At 75.5% G+C, this 13,774-nt stretch carries 15 protein-coding genes; 7 read left to right on the top strand and 8 right to left on the bottom strand.

All coding sequences use genetic code 11. The annotated features are described in order from the left end of the window. Positions 1 to 21: 21 nt before the first annotated feature. From BD833_RS00755 to BD833_RS00740, 4 genes are read right to left on the bottom strand one after another with little or no spacing between them, the layout of a single operon-like run. On the bottom strand, positions 22 to 585 hold the full coding sequence (locus BD833_RS00755) for a TetR/AcrR family transcriptional regulator (RefSeq protein ID WP_166531217.1): 564 nt from the start codon (positions 583 to 585) through the stop codon (positions 22 to 24). Further along, entirely contained in the window at positions 582 to 1,172 is a 591-nt protein-coding gene (locus BD833_RS00750) for a sugar O-acetyltransferase (protein ID WP_166531216.1), read from the bottom strand. Before BD833_RS00750 ends, BD833_RS00755 begins: the two co-directional genes overlap by 4 nt. Before the next feature lie 55 nt (positions 1,173 to 1,227). Next, positions 1,228 to 2,115, bottom strand: a complete 888-nt coding sequence (locus tag BD833_RS00745) for a polysaccharide deacetylase family protein (RefSeq protein ID WP_166531215.1) — start codon at positions 2,113 to 2,115, stop codon at positions 1,228 to 1,230. 45 nt (positions 2,116 to 2,160) lie between these two features. Next, the gene (locus BD833_RS00740; RefSeq protein WP_166531214.1) at positions 2,161 to 3,129 is read right to left on the bottom strand and encodes an asparaginase; all 969 of its coding nucleotides are present in this window, start codon (positions 3,127 to 3,129) and stop codon (positions 2,161 to 2,163) included. Positions 3,130 to 3,282: 153 nt separating this feature from the next. Between BD833_RS00740 and BD833_RS00735 the strand changes: the two genes are divergently transcribed. From BD833_RS00735 to BD833_RS00705, 7 genes are all read left to right on the top strand, one after another. Next, a complete protein-coding gene (locus BD833_RS00735; protein WP_166531213.1) occupies positions 3,283 to 4,209 on the top strand; it encodes a diacylglycerol/lipid kinase family protein in 927 nt (308 codons plus the stop codon). A gap of 144 nt (positions 4,210 to 4,353) precedes the next feature. Then, positions 4,354 to 5,445: a transglycosylase family protein gene (locus BD833_RS23160; protein WP_279535985.1), complete on the top strand. Its 1,092-nt coding sequence runs from the start codon at positions 4,354 to 4,356 to the stop codon at positions 5,443 to 5,445. Between the two features lie 20 nt (positions 5,446 to 5,465). Beyond that, on the top strand, positions 5,466 to 6,299 hold the full coding sequence (locus BD833_RS00725; protein WP_166531212.1) for an alpha/beta hydrolase: 834 nt from the start codon (positions 5,466 to 5,468) through the stop codon (positions 6,297 to 6,299). A gap of 44 nt (positions 6,300 to 6,343) precedes the next feature. Further along, positions 6,344 to 6,775, top strand: coding sequence for a DoxX family protein (locus tag BD833_RS00720; protein ID WP_166531211.1), 432 nt, complete (start codon positions 6,344 to 6,346; stop codon positions 6,773 to 6,775). Between the two features lie 68 nt (positions 6,776 to 6,843). Beyond that, positions 6,844 to 7,557, top strand: coding sequence for a beta-ketoacyl-ACP reductase (fabG, locus tag BD833_RS00715; RefSeq protein ID WP_166531210.1), 714 nt, complete (start codon positions 6,844 to 6,846; stop codon positions 7,555 to 7,557). After that, on the top strand, positions 7,557 to 8,333 hold the full coding sequence (gene fabI / locus BD833_RS00710) for an enoyl-ACP reductase FabI (protein WP_166531209.1): 777 nt from the start codon (positions 7,557 to 7,559) through the stop codon (positions 8,331 to 8,333). Before fabG ends, fabI begins: the two co-directional genes overlap by 1 nt. 71 nt (positions 8,334 to 8,404) lie before the next feature. Next, complete coding sequence (locus BD833_RS00705) at positions 8,405 to 9,535, top strand: ferrochelatase (protein ID WP_166531208.1); 1,131 nt, start codon at positions 8,405 to 8,407, stop codon at positions 9,533 to 9,535. A gap of 10 nt (positions 9,536 to 9,545) precedes the next feature. On the opposite strand, the gene BD833_RS00700 is transcribed toward BD833_RS00705, so the two are convergent. The 4 genes from BD833_RS00700 to BD833_RS00685 all read right to left on the bottom strand — a co-directional run bounded on the left by BD833_RS00700 (position 9,546) and on the right by BD833_RS00685 (position 13,737). Beyond that, complete coding sequence (locus BD833_RS00700) at positions 9,546 to 10,031, bottom strand: hypothetical protein (RefSeq protein WP_166531207.1); 486 nt, start codon at positions 10,029 to 10,031, stop codon at positions 9,546 to 9,548. A 41-nt stretch (positions 10,032 to 10,072) separates the two neighbouring features. Further along, positions 10,073 to 10,714, bottom strand: a complete 642-nt coding sequence (locus BD833_RS00695) for a hemerythrin domain-containing protein (protein WP_166531206.1) — start codon at positions 10,712 to 10,714, stop codon at positions 10,073 to 10,075. A gap of 105 nt (positions 10,715 to 10,819) precedes the next feature. Then, positions 10,820 to 12,316 carry an amidohydrolase family protein gene (locus BD833_RS00690; RefSeq protein WP_166531205.1) on the bottom strand — a complete coding sequence of 499 codons (1,497 nt, stop codon included), beginning with the start codon at positions 12,314 to 12,316 and terminating at the stop codon, positions 10,820 to 10,822. Further along, positions 12,316 to 13,737 (bottom strand): serine hydrolase domain-containing protein, encoded by a 1,422-nt coding sequence (locus BD833_RS00685; RefSeq protein WP_243737362.1) that lies wholly within the window; start codon positions 13,735 to 13,737, stop codon positions 12,316 to 12,318. Before BD833_RS00685 ends, BD833_RS00690 begins: the two co-directional genes overlap by 1 nt. Positions 13,738 to 13,774 lie beyond the last annotated feature (37 nt).

Here is a 13,774-nt window from a genome sequence, read left to right as displayed (position 1 = left end):
GGCGGGGATCCAGGTCGGGGGTCAGCCGGCGAACCGGTGGAGGGCGGCGCGGAGCTGCTCGGGGGTCATCGGGTCGGTGGACAGGGCGCTGTGCAGGACCAGGCCCTCCACCAGCGCATCGACCTCCCGGGCGGTGACGGGGTCGAGGTGGCGCTCCAGGCTGCGCCGGCTGCGGGACATCCAGTCCTGGGTGACGGCGCGCAGAGCGGGGTCGCGCGCGGCCGCGACGTAGAGCTCGACGGCGAGCACGAGGTCGCGGGAGGAGCCGAGGAGGTCGCCGGTGACGTGCTCGGTCAGCGCCTCCAGGGCGGCCGGCCGGTCGGGCGCGGCGCGCATGCGCTCGTCGAACCGGGCGGCGACCGCGTCGACGTGCCGGGTGAACGCCGCGGCGAGGAGCTCGGTGAGGGAGGTGAAGTGGTAGGTCAGCGACCCCAGGGGGACGTCGGCGGCACGGGCGATCGCCCGGTGCGACGTCCCGGCCACGCCGCGGGTGGCGATGACCTCGAGGGTGGTCGCGACCAGCCGCTCGCGTCGGTCCGGGTCGTGCCGGCGGGTGCGCCGGAGGCCGGTGGCGGGCCGGCTCACCGGTCGTCCGGTCCCAGGGTCCGGACGACGCGGGCCGGGTTGCCCACGGCGACCACGTCGGCGGGCAGGTCCCGGGTGACCACCGCGCCGGCCCCGACGACCGTGTTCGCGCCGATCGTCACGCCGGGCAGCACGATCGCCCCGCCACCCAGCCAGACGTTGTCCCCGATGGTGATCGGCTCCGCCGCCTCCCACTTCTCCCGGCGCGGCCCCGGCTCGACCGGGTGGGTCGGGGTGAGCAGCTGGACGTTGGGCCCGATCTGCACGTCGTCGCCGATGGTGATCGGTGCGACGTCGAGCGCGACGAGCCCGAAGTTGGCGAAGCAGCGGGCGCCGATGCGCAGGTGGCTCCCGTAGTCGACGCGCAGCGGAGGCCGCAGCTCGGTGCCCTCGCCGATCGCGCCGAGCAGCTGCTCGAGCAGCCGGCGGCGCAAGGGCCCCTGGCGCGCCGTCGTGGCGTTGTAGGCATCGGCGAGGTCCAGCGCCCGGGCGCTCGCCTCGGCGAGCTCCGGGTCGTCGGCGATGTAGAGGTCCCCGGCGAGCATCCGCTCGCGCATGGTCCGCTGGTCCGTCGCGTCGGCACCCATAAGAACGAGCGTACACAACGACGGGCGGCCGTGCAGCCCCCGGCGTGCTGCCCGGCTAGGCCGGCCCGGTCCGGGGGGAGCGGCGCAGGAAGTCCTGGGCGATCTGGTCGAACGTCGCCCACCGGACGCCGTCGTGGGCGTTGATGTGCTCGATCAGCCGCTCCAGCATGAGCAGCACCTGGGGGCGGCCGGAGACGTCGGGGTGGATGGTCATGGTGAAGGCCGCGTAGTCCATCTCGCGGTGGACCCAGTCGAACTGGTCGCGCCACATCTGCTCGATGTCCCGCGGGTTCACGAAGCCGTGGCTGTTGGGGCTGGACTTGATGAACATCATCGGCGGCAGGTCGTCGAGGTACCAGTTCGCCGGGATCTCGACCAGGTCGGTCTCCTCGCCGCGGACCAGCGGCGCCATCCAGCTCTCCGCGGGCGCCGCGTAATCGATCTTCGTCCACGAGTCGCCGACCCGGACGTAGTACGGCTCGAAGTCCCGGTGCATGAGCGAGTGGTCGTAGGTGATGCCGCGCTCGAGCAGCAGCTCGTTGGTGACGCCGCTGAACTCCCACCAAGGGGCGACGTAGCCGGTGGGCCGGCGTCCGGCCCGCTGCTCGATCAGGTCGATGCAGCGGTCGAGGACCGCCTGCTCCTGCTCCCGGCTCATCGCGATCGGGTTCTCGTGGCTGTAGCCGTGGACGCCGATCTCGTGCCCGGCCGCCACGCAGGCGTCGAACTGCTCCGGGAACGTCTCGATCGAGTGGCCGGGCCAGAACCAGGTGCTCGGCAGCTCGCGACGGCGGAACAGCTCCAGCAGGCGGGGCACGCCCACCTCGCCGGCGAACACGCCCCGGGAGATGTCGTCCGGCGAGTTCTCCCCGCCGTACGAGCCCAGCCAGCCACCCACGGCGTCGACGTCGACGCCGAAGGCCACGAAGATCTCCTTGCTCATCTGGTCCTGCTCCTTCCGGGAGGGGCGGCGGGCGCCCGTGCGGGGTCATCCGGGGAGGTGCTGCGCCAGCACGCGCAGGGGGGCGTCGGGGGCGAGCGCCAGCGCGGCGGCCAGGAGCAGCCGGCCCTGCCACGGGCCGAGGTCGCCGGCCAGGACCGCCCCGCCGCGCGCCAGGCGGGCGCCGCCGGCGGCGTAGAGCGGCGCGACCGGCCCCGAGGTGACCCGGGAGCAGACCAGCACCGGGACGCCGGCGGCGGCCAGCTCCTCCGCCGCCTCGGCCATCGCCGGGGGGACGTTGCCGGCGCCGAACGCCGCCAGCACCACGCCGGCCGCCCCGGCGGCCACCGCGGCGCGCAGCAGCGCCCCGTCGGCGCCGAGGTAGCAGGCGAGGACGTCGACCCGCGGCAGCTCGGCGGCCAGGTCCAGCGGGAGCGGCTCGGCCCGCACCGGCCGGGCCAGCGGCAGCACCGAGTCGCCGGCCAGCCGGAGCACCGGGCCGCGCCCCGGGGCACCGAAGGCCCCGCTGCGGAGGGTGTCGACCTTGCGCACCCCACGGGCGGCGAAGGCGACGCCGTCGAAGCACAGCAGGGCGCCCAGATCCCGGGCGGCGGGGGAGGCGGCGATCCGCAGCGCGCCGGCGAGGTTGGCCGGCCCGTCGGGGGCCGGCGCGTCGAACGGCCGCTGCGACCCGGTGAAGACGACCGGGCGCGGATCGCCGTGCACCAGGTCGGCGAAGTACGCGGTCTCCTCCATCGTGTCGGTGCCCTGGGTGACCACGACGCCGTCCACGTCGTCGGCCAGGCACCGCCGGATCTCGGCGGCCAGCGCGCGCAGGTCGTCGGTGCTCAGCGCGAAGCTCCCGACGGTGCCCAGGTCGCTCGTCGTCACCGTCAGCCCGGGCAGCGGCCCGGCCGAGGCCAGCAGCTCCGCGCCCGGAGTGGTGGCCGCGAGCCCGTCGGGCCCGGACCGGCTGGCGATCGTGCCGCCCGTGGCCAGCAGGTGCACCCGTCCCACGCGATCCTCCCGTGTCCCTCCGACGTCGCGGACGTGCCCACCGTCCTCCTCCCGCGCCGGTGCGGCGACCCGGACGGGGGACGCCGGCCGGCGGAACGGCCAGGTGGCGCGGCGGGGCTGGCAGGGTCTCGGCCATGTGCCACGGGGATTCCCATGCCTGATCCGACGGAGCTGCTGCTGGTCGTGAACCGGTCCGCGGGCACGGCGGAGGACGACGCGGTGGACGCCGCCGTCGACGGCCTGCGCGCCGGCGCCGACGTCGCGGTCGCGGCGACCGGCGACGCCGCCGAGCTCGACGAGGTCCTCCGGGAGCACGCGGACCGCCGCGTCGTCGTGCTCGGTGGTGACGGGTCCGTTCACGCGGTGGTGGCCGCGCTGGACCGGCTGGGCCGGCTGGACCCCGACGATCCGATCGGGATCATCGCCCGGGGCACCGGCAACGACCTGGCCCGCGCGCTCGGCCTGCCGCTGGACCCCTCCGACGGCGCCGCCGCGGTGCTCGCAGGACTGCCCCGCCGCCTCGACCTGGTGCGGGACGACGCCGGCGGCATCGTGGTCAACGCCGTGCACGCCGGGGTCGGGGCCGAGGCCGCGGCCGAGGCGGTCCGGCTCAAGGGCCGGCTGGGAGCCGCCGCGTATCCGCTCGGCGCGGCACTCGCCGGAGCCGGGGCCGGCGGCTGGGCGCTGCGCGTGGAGGTCGACGGCCGGGTGGTGGCCACCGAGGAGTGGACGGCGGACGGCGCCGTCCCGATCCTGATGCTCGGCATCTGCAACGGGCCGACCATCGGCGGCGGCACCGCACTGGCGCCCGGCGCGCGGCCCGACGACGGCGAGCTCGACGTCGTGGTCAGCACCGCGACCGGCCCGGTGGCCCGGGTCGCCTACGGGGCGGCGCTGGCGTCGGGCCGGCACCTCGACCGGCCCGACGTGCTCGTCGTCCGCGGCCGGGAGGTGCGGCTGACGGGCGGGCCGGTCGCGGTCGACGCCGACGGAGAGCTGGACGAGGTGGCGGTCGGGCGGACCTGGCGGGTGCACCCGGGAGCCTGGTCGGTGCTCGCGCCGGCCGCCGGCCGCGACTAGAGCGGCGGCCGGACCCGGCTCCCGGCGGGCTCAAGGAGCCGGCGGCTCGGGTCGATGATGCGGGGGACCGCCCTACCCGCCCGGCGGGAACGTCCGACCCCGGCGATGCTGGGACGGCGACGACGGACGACGAGAGGCTGCCCCGTGCGCGAGGACAGAGGAACGGCCCGGGCCGGGCACCGGCTCGCCGTCATCGGCCTCGCCGCAGCCTGCGGCCTGGGGCTGGGTGTCCCGGCGGCGTCGGCCGCGCCGGCCGACCCCGGCGGCGTCGGCGCCGCGCAGCAGGCCGCCGAGGCCGCTGCGGCCCAGGTGACCCAGCTCCTGGAGCAGTCCGGTGCCGCGCAGGCGTCCCTGGACGCCGCGCGCGCCGACGCCGCGGCCGCGCTCGGCCGGTACGAGGGGGAGCGGGCCCAGGTGGAGGCTGCCCGGACCGCCGCGGAGGAGGCCCGGGCGGCGGCCGCGGAGGCGCAGGCGGCGGTGGACGCCGCCCGCGTCGACCTCGCCGCCTTCGCCCGGCGCAGCTACATGCTCGGCAGCACGTCCCCGGGCCTGCAGGCGCTGCTCACCGCCGACGGCCCCGCGCAGGTGATCGAGCGCGCGGTGCTCCTCGACGCCGCGGGGCAGGGCCGCTCCGATGCGGTGGCGGAGTTCACCGCGCTCAGGCAGCAGGCGGCCGGGACGGCGGACGCGGCGGGGACCGCGCTCGCGGAGGCGGCGGCGGGCGAGCAACGGGCCGCCGACCTCCTCGTCGCGGCCCAGCAGGCGGAGGCCGACGCCCGGGCCACCGTGGCGGAGCTGCAGGGGCAGCAGGCGGTGCTGGAGGCCCGCCTGGAGCAGGTACGGACGGAGCTGGTGGAGCTGCAGCGCGCCGAGGAGGCCGCGCGGCCGGCTCCCGCCCCGCCCGCCCCGCAGACCCCTGCCGCGCCCGCCCCCGTCCCGCCGACGCCGGTCGTCCCGACGCCCGTCGTGCCGCCACCGGTCGTCCCGGCGCCCGACCCGGGGCACGACTGGGACGCCGTCGCGCGGTGCGAGTCCGGCGGCAACTGGAGCATCAACACCGGCAACGGGTACTACGGCGGCCTCCAGTTCTCGGCCTCCACCTGGACCGGCTTCGGCGGCGGCGAGTTCGCGCCGCGGGCCGACCTCGCCTCCCGCGAGCAGCAGATCGCGGTCGCGGAGCGGGTCCTCGACGTCCAGGGGCGCGGCGCCTGGCCCACCTGCGGCCGAAACCTCTGAGCCCAGCGAGGACCGGCCGGATGAGGACCGCGCGGCGGCTGCTCCGGACGGCGGTGGTGGTCGTCGTCCTGTTGGCTGTGCTGGTGGGCCTGCTGTGGACGTTCCAGCGGCGTCTGATCTACCTCCCCGATGACGGGCCGGTGCCGCCGGCCGCGCAGGCCGTCCCGGGCGGCCGGGACGTGCGGCTGACCACCGGGGACGGCCTCACCCTCGGCGCCTGGTACGTACCGGGGGCCTCGGCCGACGCGTACGCCGTCCTGGTGGCCAACGGCAACGGCGGGCACCGTGGCCTGCGCGCGCCGCTGGCCCGCGAGCTGTCGGCTGCCGGGCTGGCCGTGCTGCTGTTCGACTACCGCGGCTTCGGTGGCAACGAGGGAAGCCCGAGCGAAGAGGGGCTGGCACTCGACGTCCGGGCCGCGCGCAGCTACCTCGTGGCGGAGGCCGGCGTCCCGGGGGACCGGCTGCTCTACTTCGGCGAGAGCCTGGGCTGCGCCGTCGTCACCGAGCTGGCCATCGAGCATCCGCCGGCCGGCCTCGTCCTCCGGTCCCCGTTCGTCGACCTCGCCGCGGTGGGCAGCGAGCACTACCCGTTCCTGCCCGTCCGCTGGCTGCTGCGGGACCGGTACCCCGTCGCCGAGCAGGTCGCCGACGTGCGGGTGCCCACGACGGTCGTCCTCGGCGGCCAGGACACGATCGTCCCGCCTGCGCAGAGCAGGCAGGTGGCCGAGGCCGCCGCGCAGCTGCGCCGGCTGGTGGAGGTACCGGGAGCCGACCACAACGACGCCGCGCTGCTGGACGGCGAGCCGGTGGTGCAGGCCGTCGTCGAGCTCGCCGGGCGGGCCGGCGGCGGATGAGCGCGCAGCCCGACCGGGCCGCGGTGCCCGGCCACGGTGTGGGCATGACCTCCGCGCGCACCGCCGCGCGCCTGCTGCTCGGGGCGGCCGTGGCGGGCGCGGGGGTGCTGCACCTGACGGCCCTGCGGCAGGAGTTCCGGGCCCAGGTGCCCGGGTGGTTCCCCGTCGACGCGGACCTGACGGTGCTGGGGTCCGGCGTCGTCGAGATCGTGCTCGGCGGAGCGTTCCTCGCCCTCCCGGGGAGGCGGCGGGCGGTCGGCGCGCTCCTCGCGGTGTTCTTCGTGCTGGTCTTCCCCGGCAACGTCGCGCAGTACCTCGAGGGCACCGACGCCTTCGGGCTCGACACCGACCGCGAGCGCCTCGTGCGGCTGTTCTTCCAGCCACTCCTCGTGCTCTGGGCGCTGTTCGGCGGCGGCTGGTTCCGGCGCGCGCCGGGTCGCCCGCCGTCGTCGGCGGCGGCCCCTACCGACCGGTAGGCGGTGTGACCTGCGACCACGGGATAGGTTCGACGGCGGACCGGGTCGTCGGCGCAGGGAGTGGCACTGTGGTTTCGGGTGGCAGGTCGGTGCTGGTGACCGGCGGCAACCGGGGGATCGGGCTCGCGATCGCCCGCTCCTTCGCCGAGCAGGGTGACCGGGTGGCGGTGACCCACCGCGGCAGCGGGGCACCGGAGGGGTTGTTCGGCGTGCAGTGCGACGTCACCGACGCCGACGCCGTCGACCGCGCGTTCACCGAGGTGGAGGAGCACCAGGGCCCGGTGGAGGTGCTGGTCAGCAACGCCGGCATCACCCGGGACGGGCTCCTGATGCGGATGAAGGAGGCCGACTTCACCGACGTCGTCGACGCCAACCTCACCGCCGCCTACCGGGTGGCCAAGCGGGCGAGCGCGAAGATGGTGCGCGCCCGGTCGGGCCGGATGATCTTCGTGTCGTCGGTCGTGGGCCTGCTCGGCTCGGCCGGGCAGGCCAACTACGCGGCCAGCAAGTCCGGGCTCGTCGGGCTGGCCCGCTCGATCGCCCGTGAGCTGGGCAGCCGCGGCATCACCGCCAACGTCGTCGCGCCCGGGTTCGTGGCCACCGACATGACCGCGGAGCTGCCGGAGAAGCGGCAGCAGGAGATCCTGGGGCAGGTGCCGCTGGGCCGGTACGCCGAGGCCGACGAGATCGCCGGCGTCGTGCGCTTCCTGGCCTCCGACGCGGCGGGGTACATCACCGGGGCGGTCGTCCCGGTCGACGGCGGACTGGGAATGGGGCACTGATGAGCGGCGGCATCCTCGAGGGCAAGAAGGTCCTGATCACCGGGGTGCTGACCGAGGCGTCGATCGCCTTCGCGACCGCCCGGCTGGCCCAGGAGCAGGGGGCCACCGTCGTCCTGTCCAACTTCGGCCGCGCGCTGTCGCTGTGCCAGCGCATCGCCAAGCGGCTGCCGCAGGAGGCCGCCGTCGTCGAGCTCGACGTCACCGATCCCGAGCACCTGTCGACGCTGGCCGACCGGCTGCGCGAGCAGGGCTTCGACCGCCTCGACGGCGTGGTGCACTCCATCGGCTTCGCGCCGCAGGAGGCGATGGGGGAGGGCTTCCCCGAGGTCGCCTGGGAGCACGCGGCGACGGCGTTCCAGGTCTCCTCCTGGTCCTACGCCTCGCTCACCCAGGCCTGCCGGCCGCTGCTGGCCACCCCCTCCTCGGTCGTCGGGCTCACCTTCGACGCCTCCGTCGCCTGGCCGGTCTACGGCTGGATGGGCGCGGCCAAGGCGGCGCTGGAGTCGGTCAGCCGGTACGTGGCCCGCGAGCTCGGGCCCGAGGGCGTGCGCTCCAACATCGTCGCCGCCGGCCCGCTGCGCAGCATGGCCATGAAGTCCATCCCCGGCAGCAAGCAGTTCGAGGAGGCCTGGGAGGGCCGCGCCCCGCTGGGCTGGTCGGTCACCGACACCGAGCCCGCGGGCAAGGCCGTCGTCGCCCTGCTGTCGGACTGGTTCCCCGCCACCACCGGCGAGATCGTGCACGTCGACGGGGGCTTCCACGCCGTCGGTGTGTAGCGCCGTCGTCGTGTAGCGCACCGCCGGCGGGGGAGCGCATCCGCCGCATCACCTGAGAGAGAAGACCAGCCGTGCCACGCGCAACCGTCGACATCACGCCCCAGGGTCAGCGACCCGACGAGGACCCCTCGCTCGCCGTCCGCAACAACGGTGGGACGCCGCCGTCCACCGAACCGGCTCCGGCCGGGCGTCGCGAGGCGCTCCTCCTGCTGTCGTTCGGCGGCCCCGAGGGCCACGACGACGTCATGCCGTTCCTGGAGAACGTGACGCGCGGCCGCGGCATCCCGCGGGAGCGGCTGGAGGAGGTCGCCGAGCACTACCACCACTTCGGCGGCGTCAGCCCGATCAACGACCAGAACAAGGCGCTGATCGCGGCCCTGGAGAAGGAGCTGGCCGCGGCCGGCATCGACCTGCCCGTGTACTGGGGCAACCGGAACTGGGCGCCCTACGTCGAGGACACCTGGGCGCAGCTGGCCGAGGACGGCATCGAGCACGTCTACGTCCTGGCCACGTCGGCCTACGCCTCGTTCTCCGGCTGCCGGCAGTACCACGAGGACATCGCGCGGGCGCGGGTGGCGACGACCTCCCCCACCCGCCCAGGTGGCCCGACGGCGGAGAAGCTGCCGCACTACTTCGACACCCCGGGGTTCGTGCAGGCCAACGCCGACGCCCTGGCGGCGGCGCTGGCCACCCTGCCCGCCGAGCTGCGGAACGGCGCCCGGCTGGTCGCGACCGCGCACAGCATCCCCGACACCATGGCGGCGGTCGCCGGTCCCGACGGGCACGCCTACGAGGCCGAGCTGCTGGCCGCCGCGGAGCGGATCGTCGCCCAGGTCGCGCCGAACCGCCCCTTCGACCTGGTCTGGCAGAGCCGCAGCGGCCCGCCGTCGGTGCCGTGGCTGGAGCCGGACGTCAACGACCACCTGCGCGCCCTGGCCCAGGCCGGCGAGCGGGCGGTCGTGCTGTTCCCCGTCGGCTTCGTCAGCGACCACCTCGAGGTGATCTGGGACCTCGACAACGAGGCGAAGGAGACCGCCGAGGAGGTGGGGCTGGCGTTCGCCCGCGCCGCGACCGCCGGCACCCACCCGGCGTTCGTCGGGTCGCTGCGGGTCCTGCTGGAGGAGCGCCGCGCGGGCGGCCTGCCCCGGCTGGGCACCGACTGCCCGGCGTCCTGCTGCTTCGTGGCTCCCCGCCGCGGCTGAGCCGCCCGGCTCACGGCGCGGTCGGCAGCGGGTCGGTCGAGCCGGCCTCGAGCGCCGTACGGACGTGCGCGAGCCCGCTCCGGACCAGGTCCCCGTAGTCCCCGTCGGGGAGGTCGCCGGACGCTGCCTCCGCGGCGGCGAGGTGCTCCCGGGCTGCCGGCTCGTCGCCGAGCCGCCGGTGGACGTCGGCCAGGTTCAGGTGCAGCGACGGCAGGAAGCCGCGCACCCGCAGGCCGGCGTGCTCCTGCTGCGCCCGGTCGTCGGTGAGGTCGGCGACGGCGGCCAGTGCGCGCTCGTCCCACGCCAGCTCCTCGCGGGCGTCGTCCTGCAGGTCGGCCAGGAAGTGGGCGACGGTGACGCGGTCCAGCGGATCCCCGTCGGGACCGAGCCGCTCCCACAGCGAGGTCAGCCGCTCCCGCGCCTCGGCGCGTCGTCCGTCCCTGCCGGCCTGCGCGGCAGCGGCGATGTCGGCCATGGTCGGTTCGTCGGTGCTCATGCGGTCAGGGTGGGGGCTCGACCGGGTCCAGGGTCCAGCGGCTACCCGCGCCAGGTCGGTGCCACCTCCCGGTAGTACCGGCGGCCGAAGACCCTGGCGAGCACGGTGACCACCGGCGTCGGCACCGTCTTCCTCAGGTACGCCCGGTGCTCGTCGGTCATCCCGTCGGTGACCCAGGCGAAGAAGGGACCGGTGACGCTCACCGGCTGGCGGCTGAGCTTCTTCTCGACGGCCTTCCACTCGGGGGAGTCCAGGTGTGGCCGCAGCAGCGGTTCGAGCTCGGTCTCCTCGTGGACCAGGTGCCGCTCGACGACCTCGCGGGTGCGTTCCAGGCCGGCCCTGGCCGCGGCGACGTCGGCGGCCACGCCGGTGCCGGCCAGGCGGGTCAACGCCGCGTCGGTGTCGGCCAGGGCCTCGGCCATGGCGTGGTGCTCGGACTCCATGGCGGCCAGCAGGTCGGCGTCGACCCCGGCGCCGGCGAGCATCGGCCAGAGGTGGGCGTCCTCGCCCTCGTGGTCGTGGGTGAGCTCCGTCCGGAGGTGGGCGAAGGCGCGCTGGAGCTGCGCGGCGCGGGCGCGGTCCCCGTCGGGGAGCCGGTCGAGCGCGGTCGACAGGCGGTCCAGGTCGCGGCGGACGGCGCCGTGGATCACCCGGTTCATCGTCATGTCCGGAGGGGCGGTCATGGCGGCACCGTAGTGAGCCGTGGCCGAGCGCGGAACGGCGTTGCGCGCGCTCGTCGCCGACGCGCGGACGGCGTCGGCGACCGCTGTGCGCGACGTCGCGAACCGTCAGCGGGCGCCCGACCGGATGGGCCGGCCGGGGAGGGCTCCGGTCAGCAGCTCGCCGTCCCGCACGACCGGAACGCCCCCCACCAGCACGTGCCGGAAGCCGGTCGACGGCGCCACCCGGGCGTAGGTCGCCCGGTCGGTGACCGTGTCCGGGTCGAAGACCACCAGGTCGGCGTCCGCGCCCACCTGCACGCGTCCCTTTCGGCGCATGGCCGGCACGGCCGCCTCCAGGATCTGCGCCGGGAGCAACGACGAGCGGCGCACCGCCTCGGTCAGCGACAGCAGGCCCCGCTCGCGCACCAGCCAGCGCAGCGTGCGGGCGTAGGACCCGGCCGAGCGCGGGTGGGTCACCAGCTCCGGCGGCACCGGCCAGGGGTCCCCGGCCGGCGTGCCGCCCGGTCCCACCAGCGGCATGGCGTCGGTGGCGATCGCGGTGTCGGGCAGGGTGAACGACCGCTCGAGCACGGCGAGGTCGGCCGGGTCGTCCTCGTCGAGGAAGTGCACCACCACCTCACCGCCCGGATCGGTCTCCCGCAGCTCGGTCAGCCGGTCGGCGTCGACGATCCGCTCGCCGGTGGCCAGGTACGTCAGCTGCGGCGGCCCGATCCCGAGCCGGTGCAGCGATTCCGGCGCCAGGAACGCCGCGCCGATCACGGTCGCCCCGGCGCCGTAGGGATAGGCCTCCGTGCTCACCCGCACCCCCGTGCGCCGGGCCTCCTCGACGGCCGCGGCGACCTCGTCGATCATCCGGGTGGAGGTGCTGTTGACGTGGCACATGTGCATGTGGGCGCCCGTGCCGGCGGCCGCGGCGATGACCTCCAGCGCTCCCTCGAGCGACGTGCCCGGCTCCTCGGTGGAGATGAACCGGGTGTGGGTGAAGGTGGGCACGCCCAGCCGCGCGGCCAGCCCGGCGAGCCGGAAGTACTCGGCCCGGCCGCTGTCGGGGGCATAGCCGACCAGCACCCCGATGCCCACGGCGCCGGCCGCCACCGCCTCCTCGAGCAGGGCCAGGATGCGGGCCACGTCGCGGCCGCCGGCCGGCCCCCGCCAGTTCGGCATCCGCTGGTACCGGCCGAACGTGTCCAGCGAGCCGGTGGCGTCCAGCGGGACCCCGTCGAGGACGTGCATGCGGGCGTCGGTCCAGGACGCGGAGAAGCCGAAGTTCACCGGCCGTCCCTCGGCCTCCGCCCGGGCGTAGGCGGCCTCGACCGGCAACACGCCGGCCTCCAGCTCCAGCGCGGTCGTCACGCCGTCCATGGCCTGCAGCCGCAGTCCGGTCAGCGTCTGGGCGTGGCTGTGCAGGTCGATGAATCCCGGGGCCAGCGCGAGGCCGGCGACATCCCGGACCACCCCCGCCGGGGGCACGGTCTCCCTGGCCGTAGTGATCGAGGTGATCGTGCCGCCGGTGATCCCGACGGACCGGACGTCGTCCAGGCCGGTCTCCGGGTCGATGACCCGGGCGCCGGTGAGGAGCAGGTCGCACGGCCGACCCGGCATCACGCCTTCCGCGGGTTGGCCCGCACGCCGAAGTGCAGGTACTCTGCACCGTCGGGCAGTGCGTAGAAGGTCGCCGCCATCCAGGTCTCGTAGCCCGGCGGGCGGACGGCGAACAAGCCCTGCTCCACCGGGTGCAGCTCCAGCTCCTCGGTGGTGGCGCCGGAGGCCTCGGCGATCGCACCGGTCGGGATGACCCGGGCGACCAGGCCGCCGTCCCGCTCGAACACCTCGGTGGTGATCGAGCTGCGCTCGTAGGTACCGACGTACCGGGCCAGGTCGACGTCCGGAGCCTGCGCCGGCGGCTCCAACTGGTCGGCGATCCGCACGTCGGCGAGCTCGGCGAACAGCTCCCGGTACAGGTCGTTGAACAGGTCGGCGGTGTGCCCGCCGTTGGTCACCAGGGCGACCGCCAGGCCACCCGAACCGTCCTGCCCGGGCAGCACCCGGAGGTAGGCGTTCTGCCCGAAGGTGCTGCCGTCGTGCCCGTAGAGGCGCTCGCCGTGCCAGTCGAAGCGGATCCAGCCCAGCCCCCACGAGTCACCGAGCGAGTGCTTGTCCGGCAGGTCGGTCTGGTGCGCCTGCATGGCGGCGGTCGAGGCCGCCGACAGCACCGCGGTCCCGTCGGCGGCGGCGCCGTCGCGCAGGTGCATGCGGGCGAAGGCGGTCACGTCGCGGGCGGTGGCGTTGATCAGTCCGGCCGGGCCCGTCGAGCGCGGCAGGACCCAGGTGGTCACCGGGTGGGACTCCTGCTCCGGGTCGGGCGTGATGTGACCGATGGCGACGCGGTGCAGGATCGCCTCCTCCGGCAGCGTGGAGGTGTGCGTCAGGCCCAGGGGCTGGATGATCCGCTCCCGCAGCACGGCGTCCCACGTCTTGCCGGTGACCACCTCGATGACCCGGCCGGCCAGGGAGAACCCGGAGTTGCAGTAGGAGAAGGTGGCGCCCAGCGGGTGGTTCTGCGGGGCGTCGACGAGTGCGGCGACGTACCTCTCGAGCACGTCGTCCCCGCGGCCGGTGTCGGTGAAGACGTCGCCGTCGATGCCGCTGGTGTGCGTGAGCAGGTGACGCATCGTCACCCGCCGGGCGACGTCGGCGTCCTGGAGCCGCAGGTCGGGGAGCACGTCGACCAGTGGGGCGTCGAGGTCCAGCTTCCCCTCGTCGACCAGTTGCATGACGAGCGTCGCGGTCCAGACCTTGCTGATCGAGCCGATCTGGAACACCGAGTCGGGCGTGACCTCCACACCGGTGGACTTGTTCAGCACGCCGGTGGCGGCCTCGACCAGCTCGTCCCCGTCGTCGTCCTCCCCGACGCGCAGGACGGCGAGTGCCGCGCCGGGCACGGAGTGCTTGGCGGCGAGCTCGTCGAGTCGCTGCTGCCAGTGCTCCTGGTCGATGGCGGGTCGTGCGGCCGTGGTGGTCACGTGCGTGCTCCGTCCGGTCGAGGATGGTGGGAGGAGG

It is taken from the genome of Blastococcus xanthinilyticus, from assembly GCF_008124835.1.
Lineage (GTDB): Bacteria > Actinomycetota > Actinomycetes > Mycobacteriales > Geodermatophilaceae > Blastococcus > Blastococcus xanthinilyticus.
Note: the sequence above shows the minus strand (reverse complement) of the source record. Positions and strands in the feature narration are given on the sequence as shown.

Excerpts from the sequence above, each read along its gene's own strand:
- BD833_RS00745 (WP_166531215.1), bottom strand. The coding sequence starts at position 2,115 with ATGAGCAAGGAGATCTTCGTGGCCTTCGGCGTCGACGTCGACGCCGTG.
- BD833_RS00735 (WP_166531213.1), top strand. The coding sequence starts at position 3,283 with ATGCCTGATCCGACGGAGCTGCTGCTGGTCGTGAACCGGTCCGCGGGC.
- fabI (WP_166531209.1), top strand. The coding sequence starts at position 7,557 with ATGAGCGGCGGCATCCTCGAGGGCAAGAAGGTCCTGATCACCGGGGTG.
- BD833_RS00690 (WP_166531205.1), bottom strand. The coding sequence starts at position 12,316 with ATGCCGGGTCGGCCGTGCGACCTGCTCCTCACCGGCGCCCGGGTCATC.
- BD833_RS00750 (WP_166531216.1), bottom strand. The coding sequence starts at position 1,172 with ATGGGTGCCGACGCGACGGACCAGCGGACCATGCGCGAGCGGATGCTC.
- BD833_RS00695 (WP_166531206.1), bottom strand. The coding sequence starts at position 10,714 with ATGACCGCCCCTCCGGACATGACGATGAACCGGGTGATCCACGGCGCC.
- BD833_RS00700 (WP_166531207.1), bottom strand. The coding sequence starts at position 10,031 with ATGAGCACCGACGAACCGACCATGGCCGACATCGCCGCTGCCGCGCAG.
- BD833_RS00720 (WP_166531211.1), top strand. The coding sequence starts at position 6,344 with ATGACCTCCGCGCGCACCGCCGCGCGCCTGCTGCTCGGGGCGGCCGTG.
- BD833_RS00725 (WP_166531212.1), top strand. The coding sequence starts at position 5,466 with ATGAGGACCGCGCGGCGGCTGCTCCGGACGGCGGTGGTGGTCGTCGTC.